Source organism: Microbacterium sp. VKM Ac-2870, from assembly GCF_015350795.1.
In the GTDB taxonomy this organism is placed as follows: Bacteria; Actinomycetota; Actinomycetes; order Actinomycetales; family Microbacteriaceae; genus Microbacterium.
In genome coordinates, this window is the sequence record NZ_JADKSH010000001.1 from 622,270 (window position 1) to 646,338 (window position 24,069).

The following is a 24,069-nucleotide window of genomic DNA, read 5'->3' on the forward strand; positions in this document are numbered from 1 at the left end:
TGATCTGAGGCTAGCCGCGGTCCGGTCGCGGTCCCGTGATTGCCGTGCCGATCCGCAGGTGTGTCGCGCCTGCGGCGATGGCTTCGGTGAAGTCGCCCGACATTCCGGCCGAGATCCACGTGGCATCCGGCACCACGCGACGCACGGCAGCAGCCGCCGACGCGAGGCGTTCGAACGCGGAAGCCGGCGCCTCGGCGAGGGGCGCGACCGCCATCACTCCGCGCACACGCAGCGAGGGGCAGCGAGCAGCGGTGTGTGCCGCCAGCACCTCCACGTCGTCGGGCGCCACACCCCCGCGGCCGGGGTCGTCGGTGAGATTGACCTGCAGAAACACGTCCAGCGGGTCGCCGTCAGGGGCAGCCGCGTGCAGCGCATCGGCGATGCGATCGCGGTCGACGGAATGCACGCAGTCCGATGCCGCACGCACAGCGCGTGCCTTCTTGGTCTGCAGCTGCCCGATGAAGTGCCAGCGGACGCCCCCGAGAGGGGTCTCCGCGAGCTCGGCGCGTTTCGCAGAGAGCTCTTGCTGTCGGCTCTCCCCCACGTCGCGCACTCCGAGGAGGTCGAGCTCGGCGACGAGCGCGGCGGGATGGAACTTCGTGACGACGATTCGGGTGAGTTCGCCGGGATCGCGCCCGACCGCCCTGGCCGCGTCCGCGATGCGGGCGTCCAGGGCGGTCAGGCGCTCTGCGAGTTCGGTCACTTCAGGAAGTCGGGAATGTCCAGGTCGTCATCGCCGAACACCGAGTCGTACGGCTCGGCGACGGATGCCGATACGGTCACGGCCTGCTTCTCGTCGGCGGCAGCGATCTCGCGTGCCGCCTCCTCTGCGGCCACGGCCGGCACCACGGGCGCCGTCGCCGGGCGCGCGGCAGCGATCGGCTCGATGCGCGTCTGGGGCTCGCCACCGTCGAAACCGGCCGCGATGACGGTCACCCGGACCTCGTCGCCCAGCGTGTCGTCGATGACCGTACCGAAGATGATGTTCGCCTCCGGGTGCGCGGCCTCCTTGACCAGCTGCGCAGCGTCGTTGATCTCGAAGATGCCGAGGTTCGACCCGCCCTGGATCGACAGCAGCACGCCGTGCGCGCCCTCGATCGACGCCTCGAGCAGCGGCGACTCGACCGCCAGCTCGGCGGCCTTGATCGCACGGTCGGCGCCCCGCGCCGAGCCGATACCCATGAGCGCGGACCCGGCACCCTGCATGACGCTCTTGACATCGGCGAAGTCGAGATTGATGAGACCGGGCGTCGTGATGAGATCGGTGATGCCCTGCACACCGGCGAGCAGCACCTGGTCTGCCGTCGCAAATGCTTCGATCATCGAGATGCCGCGGTCGCTGATCTCCAGGAGCCGATCGTTCGGCACCACGATGAGCGTGTCGACCTCTTCCTTCAGCTTCGACACGCCCGCCTCGGCCTGGCTCTGGCGACGACGACCCTCGAAGCTGAACGGCCTCGTCACCACACCGATGGTGAGTGCGCCGATCGACTTGGCGATGCGCGCGACCACCGGAGCACCACCGGTTCCCGTGCCGCCGCCCTCGCCCGCCGTGACGAAGACCATGTCCGCGCCCGCAAGGGCCTCTTCGATCTCCTCCGCGTGATCCTCGGCAGCGCGGCGACCCACCTCGGGGTCGGCACCCGCGCCGAGACCGCGGGTCAGCTCGCGTCCGACGTCGAGCTTGACGTCCGCATCGCTCATGAGCAGCGCCTGAGCGTCGGTATTGACCGCGATGAACTCGACACCTCGCAGCCCGAGCTCGATCATTCGATTGACGGCGTTCACGCCGCCGCCGCCCACACCCACGACTTTGATCACCGCGAGGTAGTTCTGGTTCTGGCTCATGCCGGCCTCCATTGTGTCCCGAACCCTGACTGCTAAACCTTGAACCTCTAGTTGAGGTTTAAAGAATTGCTCAGTATGCAATTCCTTCATTGAAGGTATGCGGGGATGACCCCCCGCAGAGCCAGGCACCGGGCGTGTCGCGCAGATACCCGTTGCAACTGCCCGGCGGGTGCGAGGAGGACGTCCGTCAGCGGACGACGATGGTGCTGGGCGACGAGACGTCGTAACTGGCGACACTCGACGGCGGCCTCGCCGCCATAATGGCGGCGAGGTTCTTCGCCTTCAGCGCGGAGTCGTCGGCATTTCCCCAGACGACCGCGGGCCCGCCCGCCCCGAGTGTGAGCGTGACGTCATTGGCGGATGTGGCGCTGATCGCGGTGACCTGCGCTCGGATGTCGTCGGGAAGCGTACGGAAGACGGTGCCGACCGCCGTGAACGCGGGCGACGAGAGACCGCCGGTGACAGTGAGCACCGGGTGCCCGGCGGGCGGCTGCGGCGTCGTCGCCAGCGCCACCCCGGCGGCATCGACGAGCGTGTAGCCGGCCGCCGTCTGGATCGCGCCGATCGGCGTGCGCTCGACGATACGAATCACCAGCTCGTGAGGCGGACGAGCCTCCAGCGCGTACGACTCGACGAGGGGGAACTGCACGAGGGCGGCTTTGACCGCCGAGGAATCGACGAGCGGCAACGGCGTGCCGATCTGCGAGGCCAGCGCGTTCTCAACGGTCGACGGGTCGAGGGCTGTGGTCCCCACGACACTGATCTTCTCGACCGCGAACAGGGGACTGTACGCGGCGCCGAGGGTGCCGAGCACGAGCAGCAGGAACGCCACCCCGACGCCGCCCCACACCATCCGGCGCCGCCGCTGGCGGGCGGTGAATCGGCGCACCTCGGCGCGAAGAGCGCGCCGACGCGCCCGCGCCGCCGCCCACACGTCGCGTACACCGACCGTCCCGGCTTCCGCGTCGTCGTCATCGCTCGCAGAGGGAGCGCTCCGTGGACTCAGTGTTCGCGCGGCATCCGGCGCCGGTGTCCAAAACGGCACCACCGGAGCGGTCTCCCGCGCATCGGCGGCGTCGGCTGTAGCCACGCGTGGCTCTTCGCCCGCGCGCGGCGGATCGAGTCGCCGCACGGGCGGGTCGGACTCGCGCTCTCGCGGGTCGATCGCGGGCGAGGTTCCCTGCTCCGGCGCCGGGAGTGGCGTCGGCCGTCGCATCGGCTATGCCTCGGCCTTCGGCGCGGCCAGCGCCTCGAGCACCTGCGGGATGATCTGGTACACGTTGCCGCAGCCCAGAGTGATGACGTAGTCGCCGGGGTGGGCCACCGATGCCGTGTAGTCGGCCGCCTGCTGCCAATCGGCGACGAAGTGGACCTTCGCGGGGTCGTGGAACGCGCCGCTGACGAGCTCGCCGGTGACGCCGGGAACCGGGTCTTCCCGGGCGCCGTAGACGTCGAGCATCACGGTGTGGTCGGCGAGCGATTCGAGCACCTCCGCGAACTCGCGGTACATCTCCTGCGTGCGCGAGTAGGTGTGCGGCTGCTGAATGGCGATGATGCGACCGTCGCCGACGACACTGCGCGCAGCGGTCAGAGCCGCGGCCACCTCGGTGGGGTGGTGGGCGTAGTCGTCGTAGACGCTCACTCCGCGCTCGACGCCGTGCAGTTCGAAGCGTCGAACCGTACCTCCGAACCCCTCAACGGCGCGAAGCGCCGGTTCGAGTGCATAACCGAGAGTGAGGAGCACCGCGACCGCACCCGCCGCGTTGATCGCGTTGTGCGTACCGGGAACGGCCAGGCGTCCGGTCACCGTCTCGCCGTCGTGGCTGAGCGAGAACGACACCGGGCCGTCGGTCACGATGTCGCTGACACGCACGTCGGCCGCGGCATCCTCACCGAACGTCGTGATGTTGTCACGGGAAAGGGCAGCGGTCACGCGGCGAGCGCCGGCATCGTCGGCAGAGATGACCACGGCCTCGCGCGCCGCGTCGCCGAAGCGCACGAAGGCCTCGTAGAACGCGTCGCGCGACTCCCAGTGGTCGAGATGATCCGGATCGACGTTGGTGATCAGGGCGACCGAGGTGTCGTAGAAGAGGAAGGTGCCGTCGGACTCGTCGGCTTCGATGACGAAGAGTTCGTCCGAGCCGGTGCCGCTGGATACCCCGAGATCAGCGATCACTCCCCCGTTCACGAATGTGGGGGCGGTACCGAGCGCACGCAGCGCAGTGACGATCATTCCCGTCGAGGTCGTCTTTCCGTGTGCGCCGGCGACGCTCACGAGACGGCGCCCGCCGATGAGCCAGTACAGTGCCTGCGAACGGTGGATCACCGGCAGGCCTCGCTGCTTCGCCAGGACGAACTCAGGGTTTTCGGGCCAGATGGCGCCCGTGTGAATGACCGCGTCGACGTCGTCGGGAAGGTGCGCCGCGTCATGCCCGACGTACACCTGCGCGCCTCGCTCGGCCAGAGCGCGCAAGGCGGCGCTGTCGCCGCGGTCCGACCCGGACACTCGGATGCCGCGGTCCAGGAACATCCCCGCGAGGCCAGACATGCCCGATCCGCCGATCCCGATGAAGTGGGCGGCGGTGATGTCCTCGGGAATGGGCAGGCTCAGGTCGGGTCGAATCATGGCTCGTCAAGTCTAGGTCGGCTCCCGCTGAGGGGATGCTGCGGCGCGCTGGTCCACGCGCGCCGCAGGGCCGGCCTCAGTTGCGTCGGTCGGCGAAGCCCGCGGGAAGTTGCCCCGGCGCGAGGGCCACGACCGTGTCGTCGTCTTCTCCGACGAACTCATCGAGGGTGATGTGGGCGAACTCCGGCACGACGAAGATCGGGTAGGTGGGCCCCTCGTCGCGGTACTGACGCATCTGGTCGAGGTGCTCGTTCTGGAACAGCACGGTCTTCGAGCCGTCCTCCTCCACCCAGCGCGGGAAGAAGATCGTTCCATGCAGCACCCGCTCGGCCGGGACGATGGTCACCACCACGCTCGTTCCGGTCGGCTCGTTCCACGACACCTTGAAGACGCCGGCCGTCAGCGCGACGAGGTCGACTGTCTGGTCTTTGACCCAGCGTCCGCCGACCATTCCGGAGTGGATGCGGTAGTCGATCGTCGTGGCGTTCTTCACGTACATCTCGTACTGCCACCCGTTGGCATACGTGTAGATCAGCCGATGGCCGACGAGCGGCGAGAGATCCTGCGGGGGGACGGGGTGTTCGACGCTGGTGATGATCGTGTCCATGTATCGATCATCTCGAGATGATGCGTTTGTTGCAAGCGCATTAGGCTATGTATTCTCACAGCATGAGCATCGACAGCTCCGACGACCTCCACGCCAGCGCCCGGCGACTCAGCGCGCAGCTGGGACCGTTGCGGCGCAGAGTGATGCAGGCCTCCAGGCTCGCCGCAGGACTTCCCGACATCCCGGATGCGCAGATCGAGGTTCTTCGTCGTCTCGACGCGGGCGGATGGGCGTCACCGACGGCACTCGGACACGCGCTCGGCCTCGCCCGCTCCACGGTGAGCAACCTGTGCATCGCGCTGGAGCGTGACGGTCTCGTGGAGCGGCGCGCCCGCGTGGGCGACGCGCGCAGCGTGGAGGTGGGGCTATCCGAACGTGCGCGACAGATCCTGCAGCACTACGACGCCTCCGCCGAGACGGTCCTCGTCGCGGCGTTGAGTACGCTGCCTGCGAAGACCCAGCGTGACATCGCCGCCGCCCTGCCCGCACTGGCCGCGCTCGCCGAAGCGATAGACGCGGGCTGAGCCGTCAGGGAATCGACCTGATTGTGTTGACACATTGACACATTGCCTGGTACGAAAGGGATATGACCGTGTCGCACACCGCCACCGTCGTCCTCGTGCTGGGGATATCCGTCGGGGCGCTTGCGTTCGTGATCACCGCGTGGTTCTCACCAGGCGAACGGCGCGCCCTCGCCTGGTCTGAGCGGTCAGGGCTTCCCCTTCCGGACGCAGAGACCTGGCACGCCGTGGTGGGGCGTTTGCACCGGAGCCGCATCGCCGAATCAGTCGCACTCTTCACCGGAGTGCTCACCGCCTCGCTGCTGCTCTTCACCCCCTCGCCGACAACTCTCTCTTGTTCTCGCTCAGCTTCGTTCCGATCGTTGCTGCGGTCTACGCCCCGGTCACGGCTCTCGTGTGTCTGCGCGAGCATCTCTTCATTCCGGCATCCATGTCGCCGCGCTTGGCGCGCGTGCGCGAAAGCCGTGGCGCCGACTACGGGCACCGGGCGGGGCGGGGCGTCACAGGAGCGCTCGCCGCGCTTGCGGCACTGGCCATGCTCGCCACCACCGCCGTCGTCGTCTCCGGCGTGACGAACATCCATCGCTCGGTGCTCGTGATCGCGATCGTTCTCTGCATGGCCGGGCTCTGTGCCACCGCTGCCCTCCCCGCCTTGGAACGAGCGGTCCTCGCGCGTTCGCAGCCGGCCTCGACCGCGGTGCAGCTCGCATGGGACGATCTGTTTCGAGTCAGCGCACTCAACGGCGCGCGTGGCGTCGCCGCCTACCTCTGCGTGGCCGGGGCCGTGTGCACGATCTCGGCAGTCACGGGTGGCGGGGGCCTCGAGAACGGCGTGACGGCGCAGGTCATCGCGTGGTCGCAACTCGGATTGCAGTTCTTCTTCTTTCCCACCGACGGCCGCGGGCTGCCCGAGAACCTGCGACCGGATCTGACCCTTCGAACACACAACCTGGGAGCACCATCGTGATCGTCATCGACCCCGCATCGGCTGTGCCACCTTTCGAGCAGTTGCGACGCCAGCTCATCGACGAGGTCAACGCGGGCGAACTCGCGCCCGGGACACGACTGCCTCCCGTGCGGCGGCTCGCCGAAGACCTCGGCATCGCGCCGGGAACGGTCGCGCGGGCTTATCGCGAACTCGAAGCCGCCGGCGTCCTCGAGACCCGCGGACGCAACGGCACCTTCGTCGCACCGCACGGCGACGCGGCGATGCAAGAAGCGCAACGCGCGGCGTCGACGTTCGCCGAGCAGATGCGCGTGCTCCGACTCGATCCCGACCGAGCTCTCGGCCTGGTGCGTGCCGCGCTGGGCGGCGGAACGACAACGCCCTGAGACTGTTCGTCAGCCCTGCCGCGCCCGGTCGAGCATCGCGATGACGTTGTGCGTGCCCGCCCGGGCCTGCGCAGCACGCGCTTCGGCGGCGGAGCGCATCGCGGCCAACGCGTCCTCGTCGCTCAGCAACGGCACGATCTGCTCGCGCACGCGGGCCGGCGTGAACTCGGCATCCGGCACGAGCTGCGCCGCGCCGGCCGCGACCGACGCCGCCGCATTGAGCGCCTGCTCGCCGTTTCCCACCGCGTAGGGCACGTAAACGGCAGGAAGGCCGAGGGCCGACAGCTCGCTCACCGTCGCGGCACCGGCGCGCGAGAGAACCAGATCGGCAAGAGCGAGGGCCAGATCCATGCGGTCCAGATAGGGCACGATCCGGTAATCCGGATGCCGCGGGTCGACGATCTCATCGCGCTCCCCCGCCGCGTGCAGCAGCTGCCAGCCGGCGCCGACCACCGACTCCCAGGCCTCCGCGAACGTCTCGTTGAGTCGCCGAGCGCCGAGCGACCCGCCGAAGACGAGCAGCACCGGACGCGCGGGATCGAGACCGAAGAATGCGGCTGCCTCGGCCCGCATGGCCGCGCGATCGAGGTCGACGATCTCACGCCGCAGCGGCATCCCGACGGTCTGGGCGCCGCGAAGCGGCGTGCCCGGGAACACGGCGCCCACGACCGCGGCGCGACGCGCGCCGAGCATGTTGGCCAGGCCCGGACGCGCGTTCGCCTCGTGCACGACGTAGGGAACCCCCTCGCGGCGCGCCGCGACGTACGCCGGCGCCGATGCATAGCCGCCGAACCCTGCGACGACGTCGACGTGATGTTCACGCAGGTGCCGACGCACCTGACGCACAGCACGCACCCACGCGAGCGGAAAGCGCATGGCGGCGAGATTCGGCCGACGCGGGAACGGCACCTTGTCCACCACGAGCAGCTCGTAGCCCCGCTGCGGAACGAGCCGCGCCTCGAGGCCTTCCCGCGTGCCGAGCACGAGAACGGAAGCCTCGGGATCGCGCTCGCGCAGGCCATCCGCCACCGCGAGGAGCGGATTGACGTGCCCCGCGGTTCCGCCGCCGGCGAGAAGATACGTCGTCGAAGCCGAACCGGTCGTCACCTGATCGAGCTTACCGGCCGCGCCGCGAGGAGCGTCGGCGGGGGGCGCTCAGCGACGGCGCGGGCTCGACGGGGCGAGCGGTGCCATCGCGGGCAACACCGGCTGAGGGCGCGCGCGGGCGAAGGACAACAGGACGCCGCAGGCGAGCAGCACCGACAGCAGGGACGTCCCGCCCTGTGACATGAACGGCAACGGTACCCCCAGCACGGGCAGCAGACGCAGGACGACTCCCACGTTGACCAGCGCCTGGCCGACGATCCAGACGATGATGCCGCCGGTGACGATGCGCACGAACGGGTCGCGTGTGTTGCGGATGACCTGGAAGGCTCCGATGGCGAAGACCGTGAACAACAGCAGCACGACGGTGCAGCCGACCAGTCCGAGCTCTTCACCCAGGATGGCGAAGATGTAGTCGTTCGATCGCGCCGGGAGCCAGCCGTACTTCTCACGTGAGTTGCCGAGGCCCAGGCCGAACAGTCCGCCGTTGGCGAGCGCCCAGATGCCGTGCACCGCCTGGTAGCAGTCACCGCTGGCCGCGTTGTAGCAGTCCATCGAGTCGAAGTTGACGAGGCTGCTCATGATGCGCGCCATGCGGTTGGGGCTGGTGACCGCGAAGAACACCGCCGCGAAGACGACGACGACCAAGGGGATGATGAAGATGCGCAGCTTCACACCCGAGAAGAAGAGGCAACCCAGCAGGATGGCCATCAGGATCATGCCGGTGCCGAGGTCCTCACTGCCGACCGCGACGAGGCCGATCACCAGGCCCCCGACGGGCACCACGGGAATGAACACGTGCGTCCAGGAACCCAGCAGCGTCTGCTTGCGGAAGAGCACGTAGCCGAGCCACAGCGCCAGCGCGATCTTCAAGAACTCCGACGGCTGCGCCTGCACTCCGCCGATCTGGATCCAGTTCTGATTGCCGTCGTTGGCCACGCCGAGCCCGGGAACGAAGACGAGCATCTGAAAGCAGGTGGCGAGGATGAGCGCGGGCCACGCGATCTTCTTCCAGAACGACACCGGAAGGCGGCTGGCCACGAACATCAGCGGGATGCCGATGATCGCGAAGATCGCCTGCTTCATGACGACCTCGAACGGGCTCTCCCCGAGCGCGATCGACTTCGCCATCGTCGCCGAGAGCACCATCATCAGACCGAACCCGGTCAGCAGCAGCGCCGTCGAGGCGATGAGGAGGAACTCGCTGGGCACGGGGGCGAAGACGCGGCCCAGCGACACGCGAGCGGCGAAGCCGCGGGGCGCCGCTCCGTCGGCGTCGTCAGCGCCGGCGCGGGTCGACGGGGTTGTCGTCGTCATCGGCTCCCCCTGCGCGTGTCGGTCCAGTCTCGGTCGGCGCATCGTTCGGTATCCACGCCTGCACAGCGCGGGCGAAGCGGTGCCCTCGGTCGGCGTACGAGTCGAATTGATCGAAGGATGCCGCGGCGGGGGCGAGGAGGACCACGTCTCCGTCACGGGCGATTCCTGCCGCCGCTGCGACGACGTCCGCCATGACGTCTTCAGTCTGAGCGTGGTCGACTTCGAACACGGGAATGCCCGGCGCGTGTCGCGCGAACGCCTCCGTGATCGGCGACCGATCGACGCCGATCACGATGACGGCTTTCACAGCCGGACCGCGCGCGGCGATCAGATCGCCGATGTCGACGCCTTTGAGGTCTCCGCCGACCACCCACACCGCTCCCGGGAATGCGGCCAGCGACGAGGCGGCTGCGTGGGGGTTGGTCGCCTTCGAATCGTCGATCCAGGTGATGCCACCGACGGTGGCGACGACTTCGATGCGGTGCGCGTCGAGGCGGAAGCTCCGCAGCGCGTCGGCGATGTCGGCGGGGTCGACCCCGAGCGAGCGAGCGAGTGCGGCCGCAGCGAGGATGTTGGCGACGACGTGCGGAGCGGTGAGGTGGTGCGCGGCAAGGTCCTGAAGGGTGGTGATCTCCAGCGCACTGGTGCGTCGCTCTTCCAGAAAGGCGCGGTCGACCAAGATTCCATCAACGATGCCGAGATCGCTCGGGCCCGGCACGCCCAGATCGAACCCGACCGCGCGGCATCCGTCGACGACGTCGGCCTCTTCGACCATGACACGGGTGGCGACGTCGGACTTGTTGTAGACGCACGCAATGCGCGTGTTCTCGTAGACGAACGCCTTGGCGTCGCGATAGGCGGCGAACGATCCGTGCCACTGCAAGTGATCGTCGGCGAGGTTGAGACAGACGCTCGCGTAGGGAGACAGCCGGTCGGCCCCCTCCTGCAGCGACAAGTACCAGAGCTGGTGGCTCGACACTTCGACCACGAGCACGTCGAATCCGCCCGGGTCGCGGACGGCGTCGAGCACCGGGATGCCGATGTTGCCGCAGGGCGCCGCGCGCCGACCCCCCGCAACGAGCATCGACGCGGTCAACTGGGTCGTCGTGGTCTTGCCGTTGGTGCCCGTGATCAGCACCCACTCCGCGGGCGTGCCGTCGGCGCGGAGCACTTTGTCGCGCACCCGCCAGGCCAGCTCGAGGTCTCCCCAGAGCGCGATGTTCTGCTCGCGCACCCAGGCGATCACGGGGTGGTGGGGCGCGAAGCCGGGGGACGCGACGACGACGTCAGGGGCGAAGTCGACGAGTTCCTCGGGCACGGCGGCCAGGGATCCGACGTGCAGTTCCGCCCCGATCACCGGCAGCAGACGCGCGTACTCGTCCGCGGCGGATTCGCTCAGGACGAGCACATCCGCATCGAGTTCGGCAAGCGTGTCTGCAACGGAGAATCCGGTCACGGACAGCCCCAGGACGGCAACTCGCAAGCCCCGCCAATCGGCGTGCCAGCTGCGGAGGGCGTCGAGATCGCGGGTGCCGCTCACGGTATTGATCACAGTGCCGACAACCACTCGACGTAGAACAGCGCCACGCCTGTGACTGCCAACATGCCCGCGATGATCCACATACGGACCACGATCGTGATCTCCGGCCAGCCGCGCATCTCCAGGTGGTGATGGAACGGGCTCATCAGGAAGAGACGCTTGCCACCGGTCGCCTTGAAGTAGATGCGCTGCAGGATCACCGAGCCCGGTCCGATGATGAAGACACCGGCCAGGAGCACCGAGAGCAGTTCGGTGCGGGAGAGGATCGCCATCGCAGCGATGACGCCGCCGATCGCCATGGAGCCGACATCGCCCATGAAGATCTTGGCCTTCGGAGCGTTCCACCACAGGAACCCGACGAGAGCCCCGACGAACGACGCGGCGATGATCGTGAGATCCATCGGGTCGGGTGTCGTGTAACAGCCGCTGACGTACGCGGTGACCAAGGCCTCGCTCGCGCACCGCTGCTGGAACTGCCAGAACGTGACGAGGCTGAGCGCCGACACCGTGAAGATGCCGGCGCCGGTGGCCAGGCCGTCCAGGCCGTCCGTGAGGTTCGTCGAGTTCGACCACGCGACCGAGATGAATGTGATCCAGACAAGGTAGAGGATCCATCCGACGATGGCGCCGAGGGCCAGGAAGGACAGCATCGGGATATCGCGGAAGAACGAGATGTAGGGCGACGCGGGGGTCTCACCGCGCGCGTCGGGGAAGTTCAGCGCCATGATGCCGAAGGGCACCGCGACGAGAATCTGACCGACGATCTTGCGCCACCCCGACAGTCCGAGGCTGCGCTGCTGGCGGACCTTCATGTAGTCGTCGATGAATCCGACGACTCCGAAGCCCACCATCATCCAGATCACGAGCAGACCGGAGATCGACGGGGGCGCCCCGCCGGTGACGGTACCGACGAGATAGCCGACGATCGACCCGGTGATGAAGACGAGGCCGCCCATCGTGGGTGTTCCGCGCTTGGTGTGATGGTTCGGGTTGTGCGCATTCTCCGGAGTGCGGATCACCTGCCCCCAGCCGAGCTTTTCGAACAGCCGAATGAACAGCGGAGTCAGAAACAGCGTGAACGCGAGGGAGATCGTCGCGGCCGCCAGCAGGGATCTCACGAGAACAATTCTCCCAGACGATCGCCCAGGTGCCGCAGGCCCGCGGAGTTGGACGACTTCACCAGCACGCGGTCGCCGTCGCGCAACTCGCTGCGGAGGTATTCGAGGGCTTCGTCCGCCGACTCGAAGAAGACCGCTTCCCCATCCCACGACCCTTCGCCGACGGCGGCGAGGAAGAGGCGTCGCGCGTCGCGGCCGACGACCACGATGCGCTCGATCCGCAGCCGCACCGCGAGCAGACCGACACGATCGTGCTCTTCGCCGGCGTACTCCCCCAGCTCACTCATGGCGCCGAGCACCGCCACCTTGCGCTGACCGGGCTCGGAGATCTGCGCCAGGGTGCGCAGCGCTGCCGCCATCGAGTCGGGGCTCGCGTTGTACGCGTCGTTGATGATGCGCACGCGATCGGAGCCCATCGGCTGCATGCGCCAGCGTTCGGCGATCTCGAGGGTCTCGAGGCGTTCGATCGCCGCTGCCAGAGGCACGCCGAGCTCGCGCGCGGTCGTCAGCGCGGCCAGCGCGTTCATGACGTGGTGTTCGCCCAGCACGCGCAGACGCAGGGGGTGGCGCTCGGCTCCGGCGACGATGATGCAGGTCGTTCCGGATGCCGTGACCTCGACGTCTTCGGCGCGCACTTCGGCCGCCGTGCCGCGTCCGAACCATCGCACCGCCACGTCGCGGGCGGCGGCGACGTCGGCCATGGTGACGACACGGGCATCGTCGGCGTTCAATACGGCGACGCCGCCCGGGCGCACCGCCTCGACGAGCTCCGTCTTGGCTTTGAGCGTGGCCTCCACTCCACCGAAGCCGCCGGCGTGGGCCAGGCCGACCATCAGCACGACGCCGAAATCGGGAGCGACCAGACCGGCCAGGCGAGCGATCTCGCCGGGGCCGGACGCGCCGAATTCGCTCACCAGGAAGCGCGTGTCTTCATCGACGCGGAGCATGGTCAAAGGTGCGCCGACCTCGTTGTTGAACGATCCGCGTGGTGCCACCGTCTCGCCCTCGTCCTGGAGGATGCGGGCGAGCATGTTCTTGGTCGTCGTCTTCCCGTTGGACCCGGTGATCCCGACGATCCTCAGCGCTCCGCGCGCACGCACAGCCGCAACGACGGTGCGCGCGAGGTCGGACAGGGCCTCGACGGCATCCGCGACGACGATCTGACTCACCGGCGCATCGACGACATGCTCGACGATGGCCAGCGCCGCCCCCGCCTCGACAGCAGCAACGACGAAGCGGTGTCCGTCGGTGACCTCGCCCGGCTTGGCGACGAAGATGTCGCCGTGGCCGATCGCCCGTGAGTCGGTGTCGACGGCCCCGCCGATGACGGTGTCAGGCGTGTCAGTCGAATACGGGTGCAGCGCTCCCGCCACGGCGGCGGCCACCTCGGCCAGCGTCATCCGGATCATAGGGTTCGTTCCTCACGCGCGGGGGCGCGTCGCGGTCTCGTCATTGTGTCACGGGCAGCAGCGGTGTATCCGAGCCCGAGGGCATGACCCGGTAGTGCGTGAGCACCTGCGTCATGGCCTTCTTGAAGACGGAGCGGTTGGCCGACGACATCGTGTTCGTCTTCGGCTCGTTGAACAGGGTCAAGACAACGTACTGCGGATCATCGGCGGGGGCGTAACCGGCCAGCGAGGTCATGAACAGGTTGTCCTTGTAGCCGCCGTGCCCATCCGGCACCTGCGCCGTGCCGGTTTTCACCGCGAGCCGGTAGCCCGGGATCTTGATGTCATCGGCCAGCGTGCCCTGCGCGTAGACGTTCTCGAGCATCTGGGACACCTCGGAGGCCGTCTCGGGCTTGATCACCTGGACGGGCGCGGGAAGGCTGGGGGTGACCACCGTACCGTCCGGCTTGGTGCACGACTCGACGAGCTGGGCGGGCATGCGCACACCGCCGTTGGCGATGGTCTGGAAGAGGCTGGTCACCTGGGTCGGCGTGACGGTGAAGGCCTGACCGAACGTGGTCGTGTAGTAGGTCTGGTTGTCCCACGTCGAGGCGTCGCGGATCTCACCGCTCGGCTCGGCCGACCAGTTCAGCGCGGTGCCGTCGCCGACTCCGAACCTCTTGAGGTAGTCGTAGCGCGTCTCGGGCGCCACCATCGCTCCGAACTGCGACATCGCGACGTTGGACGACTCCACCAGGCCGCCCGTGAGCGTGAGGTTCTGCGTGGGATGACTCTCGGAATCGTTGATGACCGCACCGTTGGGGAACTGGATGCGATCCGGCGTCTCCACCGCGGATGTCGGCGTGAGACCGGCCTGCTCGATCACCGTCGCCGCTGTGACCGGCTTGAACGTCGATCCGGGTTCGTACGACACGCGCAACAGGCGCGATCCGCGGTTGTCGGGGTCGGACGCGCCCGGGTTGTTGGGGTCGACGGTGTTCGTCTCGGCCAGCGCGCGGATCTTGCCGGTCTTCGCCTCCATGACGATGATCCCGCCCCAGTCGGCTTGGTAGCGGGCGGTCTCCTCGGCGATGAGCTGCTGCATGAACCACTGCAGGTCGCTGTCGATCGTGAGCTTGAGGGTTCCCCCGTTGACGGCGGGGTCTTGGACCTCGGTGCCGGGGATGATGACCCCGTCTGCCCCGCGCTGATAGGTCAAGCTGCCGTTGGTCGCCGCCAGGCACGAGTCCTGCAGCGACTCCAAGCCTTCCAACGGCGTACCGTCGGAGCCGACGAAGCCGACGAGGTTTCCGGCGACCGCGCCGTCGGGGTAGGTGCGGGCGGGGTGCAGCGGGAAGGTGAGGAAAGGCAGCTTCAGATCCGCTAGCGCCCGGTATTCCTCGGTGGACACGTACCGCTTGACGTAGGCGAACCGCGATTTGGCATCCGTGGCGAGGGCATCGGAGACGATCTTCTCCACATCGGCCGCGGATTGCCCGGTGATCGCGGCGATCTTCGGCGCGACATCCGTCCAGGGGGTCATGACGTTCTTGCCGTCCGCGTCGGTGATCGTATTGCCGCTGGCATCGACCTGCGCCACGCCCTGCGCGGCCAACATCGGATCGATCTGCACGTCGTAGAGCGTCGTGCTGCTCGCGAGGACGACACCGTTGTCGTCGACGATCTCGCCGCGCGCTCCATACAGGGTCGACTTGGCCCCGGTCGCGTAGGTCTGGGAGTCGTCGATGTGCTCGCGCGCGTTGACGACCTGGATGTCGACGAGGCGCACCACGAATGCGGACAGCACCGTGAGGACGACGGCGAGGGCGACGACGGTACGCCGACGGGGGCTGCGGGTGGCTCGAGTCGTCATGAGAATCAGTGTGTGGCGGGGGTCGGCAGACCGTCGGCGATGGCGGGGGGTGTCGGGGTATTGACGATGGCTTTGTCGACGACCGCCGCACCGCCGGCACCGAGGCTGGCGGCAGGGTCGCCGACCAGCGGCTTGCCGCTGACCAGAGCATTGCTGACGGCCGCTTTGCTCAGCGCGTTTACAGCGCTGCCGCCGGTGAGCCCGGCCGCGGTGCCGATGATGGCGTTGTCGCTGAGCCGCAGATAGGTCGGGGCCTGACCGGTGACCATTCCGAGAGCCTCGGCGTTGGCCGCGAGGTACTGGGGAGAGCTGAGACCGGCGATGCTGTCCTGCAGCGCCTGCTTCTGCCAGTCGAGGTCTTGCTGCTGTGCGCTCAGCGTGGACAGCTCGTACGACGACTGGGTCGTGAGGATGGACAGACCCATCTGCGCTCCCGCGATCAGCAGCGCCCCACCGACGGCGATGAAGCCATACACGAGTCGCGGACGCCGACGCACCTGCGGACGTTCGAGCGCCTGCAGGCGGCGCTCCGGCTCACGGCGGGGAGATGAAGGCAGCGCGGGCAGCCCGATGAACGGGTCGAGGTTGCTCTCTGCGGACATGCTCATGACGCCTCCCGGATGCGCTCGGCCGCACGCAGGCGCACGGGGGTGGCACGCGGGTTGCGTGCTTTCTCTTCGTCGGAGGCGAGTTCGGCGCCTCGCACCAGTAGACGGAAACGCGGCGCGTGCTCGGGGAGCTCGACAGGCAATCCCGGAGGGGCCGTGGACGCCGCGGCATCCGCGAACGCACGCTTGACGAGACGGTCTTCGAGCGACTGGTAGCTCATCACGACGATGCGTCCGCCAACACGCAAGAGGTCCATCCCGGCCGGCAGGGCGCGTTCGAGCACCGACAGTTCGGCGTTCACCTCGATGCGCAGAGCCTGAAACACCCGCTTGGCGGGATGTCCGCGACCTTCTCGCTGCACGGCCACCGGCGTCGCCGCGACGAGGATGTCGACGAGCTGGCCCGATCGTTCGATCGGTGCTGCCCCGCGCGCCGCGATGATCGCCCGGGCGTATCGCCCGGCGAGCTTCTCCTCGCCGTAGCGCTCGAAGATACGCCGCAGGTCGCCTTCGCCGTAGGTCGCGACGATGTCGGCGGCCGTCGTTCCGGCTTGCTGGTCCATTCGCATGTCGAGCGGCGCATCTTGCGAGTAGGCGAAGCCGCGGTCGGCCTCATCCAGTTGCAGGGACGACACGCCGAGGTCGAAGAGGATGCCGTCGACGCGGTCGACGCCGGCCACCGCGGCGGCCTGCTCGATGCCGTCGTACACGGTGTGCACGAGCGTCACCCGGTCGCCGAAGCGCTCGAGGCGCTGCGCCGCGATCCGGAGTGCGTCGGTGTCGCGGTCGAGTCCGATGAGGCGGATGTCGGGAAAGCGCTCGAGGAGCGCCTCCGAGTGGCCACCCATGCCTTCGGTGGCGTCGACGAGGACCGCGCCCGGGGGCTGCAGCGCGGGGGCGAGCAGCTCGACGCAGCGCTCGAGGAGGACGGGGGTGTGGATGTCGGAGTAGCTCATGATGCGGCGGGCTCGGACCCGGGGTCGTGATCCCCATCCGCCTGACCTGACACCGGGGAAGTGCGTCAGGGCGTGCGGCTGGGAGTCACGGCCACGGCTCAGAAGAGGCCCGGGATCACCTCCTGCTCCATGTCGGAGTAGCTGTCCTCGTTGCTGTCGGCGTAGGCGTTCCACGCCTCGGCATCCCAGATTTCGGCGTGGGCGCCGACACCGGTCACGATCAACTCACGCCCGAGGTTGGCGTAGCTGCGCAGGTGCGGCGGAATCGTGATGCGGCTCTGGCTGTCGGGCTTCTCGTCGCTGGCACCGGAGAGGAACATGCGCTGGAAGTCGCGGGCCTGCTTGTTGGTCAGCGGCGCTTCGCGGATCTTCTCGTAGACCCGCTCGAACTCTTTCGTGCTGAAGACGTAGAGGCACCGCTCCTGTCCGCGGGTGACCACGACGCCGTCACCGAGGTCGGTGCGGAACTTGGCCGGGAGGATGACGCGGCCTTTCTCGTCGAGCTTGGGGGTGTAGGTGCCCAGCAACATCGGCCACTCCCCCTTCCTCCGGCCTGATCAAGGTGGGCACCACTTTACTCCACTTTCCTCCACTTGCCTACGTAATCTTGGGCGGGCGCCTCCCCCGCCCCTCCACATCGACCGACGGGCACCGCGCGAACACCCCCCCCAACGCAAAAAAGCACCGACCCGAAGGTCGGTGCTTTCTCTCGTCGCTGTCGCGACGTCAGATCACGGTGTTCACGAGCCGTCTTGGCGGCGATCCCAGCGGTCGTTCATACGGTCCATGAAAGAGGATGACGATGCACCCGCACGGGGGGTCTTGCGCTGACCCTTGTGCTCGGCGGCCGGGTGCGCGGCGTTGAGGCCCTTGGTCGGCGTGGCGGCCAGCACGACACCCGCCACCATCACCAGGAAAGCGGCCACGCCGATCGCGATGATCCCGGTCGACACTCCGGCGACCAGTCCGCCCAGCCCCACGAGAACCAGCACGGTGCCGTACACGATGTTGCGATAGCTGAGGGTGCGGCCGTCTCGAGACGCGCTGACGACATCTGCGTCTTTATTCATGAGATGGCGTTCCATCTCATCGAGCAGACGCTGCTCCTGCTCTGACAGCGGCATGCCGCCCCCTCCTCGCCGTTTCGGACCGGCATCATGTGCGGTCGATTCTACGCGTGCAGTCGAGAACTAGGCTAGGCCCGTGCACCCTTCTGCCGACCCGATCGAAGCGGTTTCCCAGCGACTGGCAAGGTTCGTCGGCTCGCAGCGGTCGGCGTGGGAGGCATCCGGCCCCGAAACGCAGGTGTTCCTGGATGCCGCCGCCGGCACACTCGAAGGCGGAAAACGCCTGCGCGCGCGCTTCTGCGTCACGGGCTGGCGGGCCGTGGCCGAGAAAGATCGTCGGCGCGACGGCATCCCCGAAAGCGTCAGCGATGCGGCCGCCGCACTAGAGATCTTCCATGCCGCGGCACTCGTGCACGACGACATCATCGACAACTCCGACACGCGGCGCGGCCAGCCCGCTGCACATCGCCGCCTCGAGCGCGATCACGCACGGGCGGCGTGGGCCGGCGACGCCGGGGCCTTCGGTCGATCCAGCGCGGTGCTCCTCGGAGATCTTCTCGTCGCATGGAGCGATGACCTGCTGGAGCAGGGCCTGCAGGACGCCGCGCACGCGGCAGCCGCGCGCGAGGTGTACGCGCTCATGCGCCGCGAGGTGACGATCGGGCAGTTTCTCGATATCGCCGAAGAAGCGGCCTACACGACCGCGCCCGACAACGCGCACGCCGACCGGGCGCTGAGGGTCGCCTCGCTGAAGTCGGCACGGTACAGCGTGCAGCATCCACTTCTTCTCGGCGCCGCACTCGCCGGCGCCGATGCCGACCAGAACGGCGCGCTGGCCGCGTTCGGACACCCGATCGGGCTGGCCTTCCAGCTGCGCGACGACATCCTGGGCGTGTTTGGCGACAGCGCGGTCACCGGTAAGCCGTCCGGCGACGACCTGCGGGAGGGTAAGCGGACGCTTCTGATCGCGTTCACGCGGGAACGCCTGGCGCCGCCCGCGCGGCGTCTCATGGACGAGCTGATCGGCGACCCGACCCTGGATGCCGCGCAGATCGCATCCCTCCAGCAGACGATCATCGACTCCGGCGCCCTCGATCGCGTCGAGTCGGCCATCTCTGCCTACGCGGACGAAGCCGACCGCGCACTTCGAGGAGCGCCGCTGGCGACCAGCGCCGTGGGCGCGCTCCGCGACCTGGCCCACGCCGCGATCGCGCGCTCGGCCTGAGCCCAGGGCACTCAGGCGAGAGTCTGAGCGATGCGGCGCACTTCGCTCTTGCGCCCCTGGCGCAGTGACGCGATCGGCGGCTGACCGATCGACTCCTCGTGAGCGAGCAGCCAGTCGATCACTTCGTCGTCGGTGAAGCCGGCATCCTGCAGCACGATGATGGTGCCCCGCAGCGATGTCACCGGGTGCCCATCGAGCAGGAAGACATCGGGCACGGCGAAGACGCCGTTGCGGCGCGAGCCGACCAGGTGCTTCTCGTCGAGCAGACGGCGAACACGCCCCAGTGGTTCGCCGAGGGCCTCGACGAGGTCGGGGATGGTGAGCCAGCCGGTGGACGCGGAAACAGTGTCGTCGGTCACCCTTCCACTATCGCACTGTCGCGGTCCAGTCGCATGCGGAGACGAGTCCCACGAGGTCACTTTCGTCACATTTTTCACTGCTTATACCACCCGTTGACACGAGTTGACATCCATGACACGGTGGCTCGTTGACAGAAGGAGAAGTTCTTGCGACGACTGGACCCGCGCACCCCTGCCGCGCACACCGCCTCCGCCGGCATCATCGGCACGATCGGCACCCTCGCGCTCACACTGTCGGCGAGCCCGGCGACGGCCGCCATGCCGGCACCTGCGGACGCTCATCAGACGGCGCCGATTCTTCCGCTCTCGACCTTCGCGGCGCGCACTCCGACCTCGGCGCCCTCCCTCGCCACCTATACGGTGCAGGATGGCGACACCCTGTGGGATATCGCCCAGGCGCACGGCATCGACCTGGGCGCCTTGCGCGCCGCCAACGGCCTCGAAGGCGGGTCGCTCATTCGCCCCGGTCAGATTCTCGCCCTACCCGGCGCCGCCCCGGCGGCAGAGCGTGCCCCGGCCGTCGCCGTCCCAACGCCGGCGCCGGAGGCGAGCGGCTACGAGGTCACCGCCGGCGACACGCTCTGGGCGATCGCCGACGCCCAGGGCACCTCACTCGACGCCCTGCTCCAGGCGAACGGGCTCTCCCGCGACGCGATCATCTATCCGGGGCAGGTCCTCACCGTTCCCGCGTCGGCTGCGACTCTCGTGGCCACCCCCGCAGCCGTGCAGACTCCCGCGCCCGCCGCGGCGACCGTGCAGGGCCTCGATGCGGAGCAGATCGCGAACGCCCGTGTGATCATCGGCGTCGGCCGGTCTCTGGGTGTCCCCGATCGCGGCATCGCCATCGCGCTCGCAACCGCGATGGTGGAGTCGTGGATCCGCAATCTGGACTGGGGCGACCGAGACTCACTCGGCCTCTTCCAGCAGCGACCGAGCACCGGATGGGGCACACCCGACCAGGTGCGCGATCCCGCGCAGGCGGCCCACGCCTTCTTCACGGGCGTCTCCGACGCCAACGGGCCGCGCACGCACGGGCTGCTCGATATCCCCGGCTGGGAGTCGATGGACTTCGGCGCCGCCGCGCAAGCGGTGCAGGTGTCTGCGTACCCGCAGCGTTACGGTCCGTGGGAGCAGCAGGCATACGCCTGGCTCGCGGCGCTCGGCTGAATCCCGCAGGCGGCGCAGCCGTCGATTGACTGCGCACATGCCGTGAGGGGTGAGGCGCTGCCGGGTGCGACGGCTCGGGCTCCCTAGAATCACAGAGTGAGCACGAGTCAGCAGACCGACCCGCTGATCGGCCGTCTCGTCGACGGCCGATACCGCGTGCGTGCTCGCATCGCCCGGGGCGGCATGGCGACCGTCTACGTCGCCACCGACCTGCGACTCGAGCGGCGCGTCGCATTGAAGGTGATGCACAGCCATCTCTCCGACGACACCGTGTTCCAGAGCCGGTTCATCCAGGAGGCGCGCGCGGCCGCCCGCCTCGCCGACCCCAACGTCGTCAACGTGTTCGACCAGGGCCAGGACGGCGAGATGGCCTATCTCGTCATGGAGTACCTCCCGGGAATCACCATGCGCGAGCTCCTCCGGGAGCAGAAGCGTCTCAGCATCCCCCAGACGATCACCATCATGGATGCCGTGCTCTCCGGCCTCGCCGCCGCGCACCGCGCGGGAATCGTCCACCGCGACGTGAAGCCCGAGAACGTCCTGCTGGCCGAAGACGGGCGCATCAAGATCGGCGACTTCGGTCTGGCGCGCGCCACCAGCGCGAACACGGCGACCGGGCAGATGTTGCTGGGCACCATCGCCTACTTGGCGCCCGAGCTGGTGACACGCGGCACTGCCGACGCCCGCAGCGACATCTACGCGCTGGGGATCATGCTCTACGAGATGCTCGTCGGAGAGCAGCCCTACAAGGGCGAGCAGCCGATGCAGATCGCCTACCAGCACGCGACGGATTCGGTGCCGCGCCCGAGTGCGCGCAATCCCGGCATCCCGGAGCAGTTCGACGAGCTGGTCATGTGGGCGACCGAGCGAAACCCCGATGACCGACCGATCGATGCGCGAGCGATGCTCGACCGGCTGCGCGAGATCGAGAAGGAGCTCGCCGTGTATCCCCACGTCGTGCGAGCACCGTCAGCGGGGATCGTGGCCGTCGACGACGGCGTCGAATCGGGCGAACTCACCAAGGTCATGCCTGGCACCTTCACCGCCCCGACGGTGACCGAGCAGGTGGACAACGCGACGCGGCTGCGGCTGCGATCGCGTCGTCGTGCACGCGCGGGCGGATGGGTCGTGGCACTCGTGCTCGTGCTCGCCGCTATCGCAGGCGGGACCGGATGGTGGTTCGGCTCAGGACCGGGATCGCTCGTCGGCGTTCCCGACCTGTCCGGTCGCACCCTCGACCAGGCCACGGCGGAACTCGCGACTCAGGGATTGACGGCGATACCCGCCCAAGACCACAGCCGCGACGTCGCCGCCGATCTGGTGATCCGCACCGATCCGGGCGCGGGCGCGCGCGTCGACAAGAACAGCGCGGTGACCGTCGTCGTCTCGCTGGGCCCGGCATCCCACGACATCTCCGCCCTGGCCGGACAGAGTCTCGATGCGGCCAAGAAGTCGCTCGCCGACGTCTATATCTCACCGGCGGGCGACCCGACGCAGGTGTTCACGGATGCCGCCCGCGACACGATCGTGAGCGCGAGCATCACGCCGCCCGGCGGCGGCCCGGCCGTGGACTGCTCGAAGGGCTGCTCCGCGCTCGAAGGATCGACCGTCGCATTCGAGATCTCGGTCGGCCCGGTTCCCGACGTCTCCGGACAGACGGTCGACTCCGCCACCTCGACCCTCAAGGCCGTCGGCCTCAACGCGACGGCAACGCAGGCCTACGACGACACCGTCCCCGACGGTCGCGTCATCCGCATCGCCGATCGCGATGGCGGTGGCCCGTTCCGCCCCGGCGACACGGTCACCCTCGTCGTCTCCAAGGGTCCAGAACTTATCGGGATTCCGTCCGACATTGTCGGAATGACTATCCGAGATGCAGTCTCCGCGCTGGAGAAGCTCGGATTCCAAGTCAATGCGGGTATCGAGGACGGTTCACTCCCACTCGGCTTCAAGTACTGGGACATCTACAAGGTGCGCGCTACGAATCCCAAGGCTGGTGGATCTGCCCCCAAGGGCAGCACCGTGACTCTGACACCTTCGCTTTAGTACCAACTCAGGCTCAGCGAAGGCGGCGATCAGCGCTTCTCGAGCTCCTCGGCCACGAGGAACGCGAGCTCGAGGCTCTGCATATGGTTCAGACGCGGGTCGCACAGGCTCTCGTAGCGGGTGGCCAGCGTCGCCTCATCGATGTGCTCCGAGCCGCCGAGGCACTCGGTGACATCGTCACCGGTGAGCTCGACGTGGATGCCGCCGGGGAACGTGCCGACGGCACGGTGCGCCTCGAAGAAGCCGCGCACCTCGTCGACCACGTCGTCGAACCGGCGCGTCTTGTAGCCGGTCGGCGTCGTGATGCCGTTGCCGTGCATCGGGTCGGTGACCCAGAGCGGCGTCGCCCCGGAATCGTGCACCGCTTCCAGCAGCGGCGGGAGGGCGTCGCGGATCTTGCCCGCACCCATCCGGGTGATAAAGGTGAGTCGTCCCGGCTCGCGTTCGGGGTCGAGCTTGTCGATGAGCTGCAGCACCGTCTCGGGGCTCGTCGACGGACCGAGCTTGACGCCGATGGGGTTGCGGATCTTCGAGAAGTAGTCGACGTGCGCCCCGTCGAGTTCGCGCGTGCGCTCGCCGATCCAGAGGAAGTGCGCGGCGGTGTTGTACGGCGTTGCGGTGCGCGAATCGATGCGCGTCATCGGACGCTCGTAATCCATCAGCAGGCCCTCGTGGCCCGTGTAGAACTCGACGCGGCGCAGTTCGTCGAAGTCCGCGCCCGCGGCCTCCATGAACTTGATCGCCCGATCGATGTCGGTCGCCAACCGCTCGTACTGCTGGTTGGCGGGGTTCTGCGCGAACCCCTTGTTCCAGCTGTGCACTTCGCGGAGGTCGGCAAACCCGCCCTGGGTGAAGGCGCGGATGAGATTGATCGTCGACGCCGCGGTGTGGTAACCCTTCAGCAGACGCTGAGGGTCGGCCTTGCGCGACTCCGCGGTGAAGTCGTAGCCGTTGACGATGTCGCCGCGGTACGCCGGCAAAGTGACGTCGCCGCGGGTCTCGGTGTCGCTGGAGCGCGGCTTGGCGAACTGGCCGGCCATGCGGCCCATCTTGACGACGGGCATCGACGCACCGTACGTGAGGACGACCGCCATCTGCAGCACCGTCTTGATGCGGTTGCGGATCTGCTCGGCCGTCGCGCCGGCGAACGTCTCGGCGCAGTCACCGCCCTGCAGCAGAAACGCGCGGCCCGACGCGGCCCGTGCGAGGCGGTCGCGCAGATTATCGACCTCGCCGGCGAAGACGAGTGGCGGGAGTGTGGCGATCTCGTCGGACACCGCGGCGACGGCGTCGAGATCGGTCCACAAGGGCTGCTGCTTGATGGGAAGCGTGCGCCAGTGGTCGAGATCGGCGTGCGGGGTGGGCAT

General features: G+C 68.3%; 23 protein-coding genes. 6 read left to right on the top strand and 17 right to left on the bottom strand.

Annotation, left to right across the window (positions count from 1 at the left end; all coding sequences use genetic code 11):
- Positions 1–10: 10 nt before the first annotated feature.
- The 5 genes from ITJ43_RS03035 to ITJ43_RS03055 all read right to left on the bottom strand — a co-directional run bounded on the left by ITJ43_RS03035 (position 11) and on the right by ITJ43_RS03055 (position 5,081).
- Positions 11–703, bottom strand: a complete 693-nt coding sequence (locus ITJ43_RS03035) for a YggS family pyridoxal phosphate-dependent enzyme (RefSeq protein ID WP_194582002.1) — start codon at positions 701–703, stop codon at positions 11–13.
- Positions 700–1,848, bottom strand: coding sequence for a cell division protein FtsZ (ftsZ, locus tag ITJ43_RS03040; protein ID WP_194582004.1), 1,149 nt, complete (start codon positions 1,846–1,848; stop codon positions 700–702). The genes ITJ43_RS03035 and ftsZ overlap by 4 nt, the downstream gene beginning before the upstream one ends.
- Before the next feature lie 187 nt (positions 1,849–2,035).
- A complete protein-coding gene (locus ITJ43_RS03045; protein WP_194582006.1) occupies positions 2,036–3,064 on the bottom strand; it encodes an FtsQ-type POTRA domain-containing protein in 1,029 nt (342 codons plus the stop codon).
- Between the two features lie 3 nt (positions 3,065–3,067).
- Positions 3,068–4,474, bottom strand: coding sequence for a UDP-N-acetylmuramate--L-alanine ligase (gene murC / locus ITJ43_RS03050; protein ID WP_194582008.1), 1,407 nt, complete (start codon positions 4,472–4,474; stop codon positions 3,068–3,070).
- A 76-nt stretch (positions 4,475–4,550) separates the two neighbouring features.
- Positions 4,551–5,081, bottom strand: coding sequence for a phenolic acid decarboxylase (locus tag ITJ43_RS03055; RefSeq protein ID WP_194582010.1), 531 nt, complete (start codon positions 5,079–5,081; stop codon positions 4,551–4,553).
- A gap of 62 nt (positions 5,082–5,143) precedes the next feature.
- On the opposite strand from ITJ43_RS03055, the gene ITJ43_RS03060 reads away from it, so the two are divergent.
- The 3 genes from ITJ43_RS03060 (at position 5,144) to ITJ43_RS03070 (ending at position 6,934) form a co-directional block, all read left to right on the top strand.
- Complete coding sequence (locus tag ITJ43_RS03060; protein ID WP_194582013.1) at positions 5,144–5,605, top strand: MarR family winged helix-turn-helix transcriptional regulator; 462 nt, start codon at positions 5,144–5,146, stop codon at positions 5,603–5,605.
- 331 nt (positions 5,606–5,936) lie between these two features.
- Positions 5,937–6,569, top strand: coding sequence for a hypothetical protein (locus tag ITJ43_RS03065; protein ID WP_194582015.1), 633 nt, complete (start codon positions 5,937–5,939; stop codon positions 6,567–6,569).
- Positions 6,566–6,934 carry a GntR family transcriptional regulator gene (locus ITJ43_RS03070; RefSeq protein ID WP_194582017.1) on the top strand — a complete coding sequence of 123 codons (369 nt, stop codon included), beginning with the start codon at positions 6,566–6,568 and terminating at the stop codon, positions 6,932–6,934. The genes ITJ43_RS03065 and ITJ43_RS03070 overlap by 4 nt, the downstream gene beginning before the upstream one ends.
- A 9-nt stretch (positions 6,935–6,943) precedes the next feature.
- Here the strand turns inward: ITJ43_RS03070 and ITJ43_RS03075 are convergent, their stop codons facing one another.
- The 10 genes from ITJ43_RS03075 to ITJ43_RS03120 form a co-directional block, all read right to left on the bottom strand.
- Positions 6,944–8,041, bottom strand: a complete 1,098-nt coding sequence (locus ITJ43_RS03075) for a UDP-N-acetylglucosamine--N-acetylmuramyl-(pentapeptide) pyrophosphoryl-undecaprenol N-acetylglucosamine transferase (protein ID WP_194582019.1) — start codon at positions 8,039–8,041, stop codon at positions 6,944–6,946.
- Between the two features lie 48 nt (positions 8,042–8,089).
- Positions 8,090–9,355: a putative lipid II flippase FtsW gene (gene ftsW, locus ITJ43_RS03080; protein WP_194582021.1), complete on the bottom strand. Its 1,266-nt coding sequence runs from the start codon at positions 9,353–9,355 to the stop codon at positions 8,090–8,092.
- Positions 9,318–10,895: a UDP-N-acetylmuramoyl-L-alanine--D-glutamate ligase gene (gene murD, locus ITJ43_RS03085; RefSeq protein ID WP_194582023.1), complete on the bottom strand. Its 1,578-nt coding sequence runs from the start codon at positions 10,893–10,895 to the stop codon at positions 9,318–9,320. Before murD ends, ftsW begins: the two co-directional genes overlap by 38 nt.
- 8 nt (positions 10,896–10,903) lie before the next feature.
- Positions 10,904–12,013, bottom strand: coding sequence for a phospho-N-acetylmuramoyl-pentapeptide-transferase (mraY, locus tag ITJ43_RS03090; protein ID WP_194582025.1), 1,110 nt, complete (start codon positions 12,011–12,013; stop codon positions 10,904–10,906).
- Positions 12,010–13,422: a UDP-N-acetylmuramoyl-tripeptide--D-alanyl-D-alanine ligase gene (locus ITJ43_RS03095; RefSeq protein ID WP_194582027.1), complete on the bottom strand. Its 1,413-nt coding sequence runs from the start codon at positions 13,420–13,422 to the stop codon at positions 12,010–12,012. The genes mraY and ITJ43_RS03095 overlap by 4 nt, the downstream gene beginning before the upstream one ends.
- 40 nt (positions 13,423–13,462) lie before the next feature.
- The gene (locus ITJ43_RS03100) at positions 13,463–15,274 is read right to left on the bottom strand and encodes a peptidoglycan D,D-transpeptidase FtsI family protein (protein WP_194582029.1); all 1,812 of its coding nucleotides are present in this window, start codon (positions 15,272–15,274) and stop codon (positions 13,463–13,465) included.
- Positions 15,275–15,279: 5 nt separating this feature from the next.
- A complete protein-coding gene (locus ITJ43_RS03105; protein WP_194582031.1) occupies positions 15,280–15,882 on the bottom strand; it encodes a hypothetical protein in 603 nt (200 codons plus the stop codon).
- Positions 15,879–16,838 carry a 16S rRNA (cytosine(1402)-N(4))-methyltransferase RsmH gene (gene rsmH, locus ITJ43_RS03110; protein WP_194582033.1) on the bottom strand — a complete coding sequence of 320 codons (960 nt, stop codon included), beginning with the start codon at positions 16,836–16,838 and terminating at the stop codon, positions 15,879–15,881. The genes ITJ43_RS03105 and rsmH overlap by 4 nt, the downstream gene beginning before the upstream one ends.
- A gap of 98 nt (positions 16,839–16,936) precedes the next feature.
- Entirely contained in the window at positions 16,937–17,368 is a 432-nt protein-coding gene (gene mraZ / locus ITJ43_RS03115; RefSeq protein ID WP_194582035.1) for a division/cell wall cluster transcriptional repressor MraZ, read from the bottom strand.
- Positions 17,369–17,578: 210 nt separating this feature from the next.
- Positions 17,579–17,962: a DUF3040 domain-containing protein gene (locus ITJ43_RS03120; protein ID WP_194582037.1), complete on the bottom strand. Its 384-nt coding sequence runs from the start codon at positions 17,960–17,962 to the stop codon at positions 17,579–17,581.
- A 79-nt stretch (positions 17,963–18,041) separates the two neighbouring features.
- Between ITJ43_RS03120 and ITJ43_RS03125 the strand changes: the two genes are divergently transcribed.
- Positions 18,042–19,130 carry a polyprenyl synthetase family protein gene (locus ITJ43_RS03125; protein ID WP_194582038.1) on the top strand — a complete coding sequence of 363 codons (1,089 nt, stop codon included), beginning with the start codon at positions 18,042–18,044 and terminating at the stop codon, positions 19,128–19,130.
- Positions 19,131–19,141: 11 nt separating this feature from the next.
- Here ITJ43_RS03125 and ITJ43_RS03130 read toward each other — a convergent pair whose 3' ends face one another.
- A complete protein-coding gene (locus tag ITJ43_RS03130) occupies positions 19,142–19,489 on the bottom strand; it encodes an Rv2175c family DNA-binding protein (protein ID WP_194582039.1) in 348 nt (115 codons plus the stop codon).
- 147 nt (positions 19,490–19,636) lie between these two features.
- Between ITJ43_RS03130 and ITJ43_RS03135 the strand changes: the two genes are divergently transcribed.
- On the top strand, positions 19,637–20,656 hold the full coding sequence (locus ITJ43_RS03135; RefSeq protein ID WP_194582040.1) for a LysM peptidoglycan-binding domain-containing protein: 1,020 nt from the start codon (positions 19,637–19,639) through the stop codon (positions 20,654–20,656).
- Positions 20,657–20,752: 96 nt separating this feature from the next.
- Positions 20,753–22,702, top strand: coding sequence for a Stk1 family PASTA domain-containing Ser/Thr kinase (gene pknB / locus ITJ43_RS03140; RefSeq protein ID WP_194582041.1), 1,950 nt, complete (start codon positions 20,753–20,755; stop codon positions 22,700–22,702).
- Between the two features lie 29 nt (positions 22,703–22,731).
- Here pknB and ITJ43_RS03145 read toward each other — a convergent pair whose 3' ends face one another.
- Positions 22,732–24,069 carry a class II 3-deoxy-7-phosphoheptulonate synthase gene (locus tag ITJ43_RS03145; protein ID WP_194582042.1) on the bottom strand — a complete coding sequence of 446 codons (1,338 nt, stop codon included), beginning with the start codon at positions 24,067–24,069 and terminating at the stop codon, positions 22,732–22,734.

Excerpts from the sequence above, each read along its gene's own strand:
- ftsZ (WP_194582004.1), bottom strand. The coding sequence starts at position 1,848 with ATGAGCCAGAACCAGAACTACCTCGCGGTGATCAAAGTCGTGGGTGTG.
- ITJ43_RS03045 (WP_194582006.1), bottom strand. The coding sequence starts at position 3,064 with ATGCGACGGCCGACGCCACTCCCGGCGCCGGAGCAGGGAACCTCGCCC.
- murC (WP_194582008.1), bottom strand. The coding sequence starts at position 4,474 with ATGATTCGACCCGACCTGAGCCTGCCCATTCCCGAGGACATCACCGCC.
- ITJ43_RS03055 (WP_194582010.1), bottom strand. The coding sequence starts at position 5,081 with ATGGACACGATCATCACCAGCGTCGAACACCCCGTCCCCCCGCAGGAT.
- ITJ43_RS03060 (WP_194582013.1), top strand. The coding sequence starts at position 5,144 with ATGAGCATCGACAGCTCCGACGACCTCCACGCCAGCGCCCGGCGACTC.
- ftsW (WP_194582021.1), bottom strand. The coding sequence starts at position 9,355 with ATGACGACGACAACCCCGTCGACCCGCGCCGGCGCTGACGACGCCGAC.
- ITJ43_RS03095 (WP_194582027.1), bottom strand. The coding sequence starts at position 13,422 with ATGATCCGGATGACGCTGGCCGAGGTGGCCGCCGCCGTGGCGGGAGCG.
- ITJ43_RS03100 (WP_194582029.1), bottom strand. The coding sequence starts at position 15,274 with ATGACGACTCGAGCCACCCGCAGCCCCCGTCGGCGTACCGTCGTCGCC.
- ITJ43_RS03105 (WP_194582031.1), bottom strand. The coding sequence starts at position 15,882 with ATGAGCATGTCCGCAGAGAGCAACCTCGACCCGTTCATCGGGCTGCCC.
- rsmH (WP_194582033.1), bottom strand. The coding sequence starts at position 16,838 with ATGAGCTACTCCGACATCCACACCCCCGTCCTCCTCGAGCGCTGCGTC.
- mraZ (WP_194582035.1), bottom strand. The coding sequence starts at position 17,368 with ATGTTGCTGGGCACCTACACCCCCAAGCTCGACGAGAAAGGCCGCGTC.
- ITJ43_RS03120 (WP_194582037.1), bottom strand. The coding sequence starts at position 17,962 with ATGCCGCTGTCAGAGCAGGAGCAGCGTCTGCTCGATGAGATGGAACGC.
- ITJ43_RS03145 (WP_194582042.1), bottom strand. The coding sequence starts at position 24,069 with ATGCCCACCCCGCACGCCGATCTCGACCACTGGCGCACGCTTCCCATC.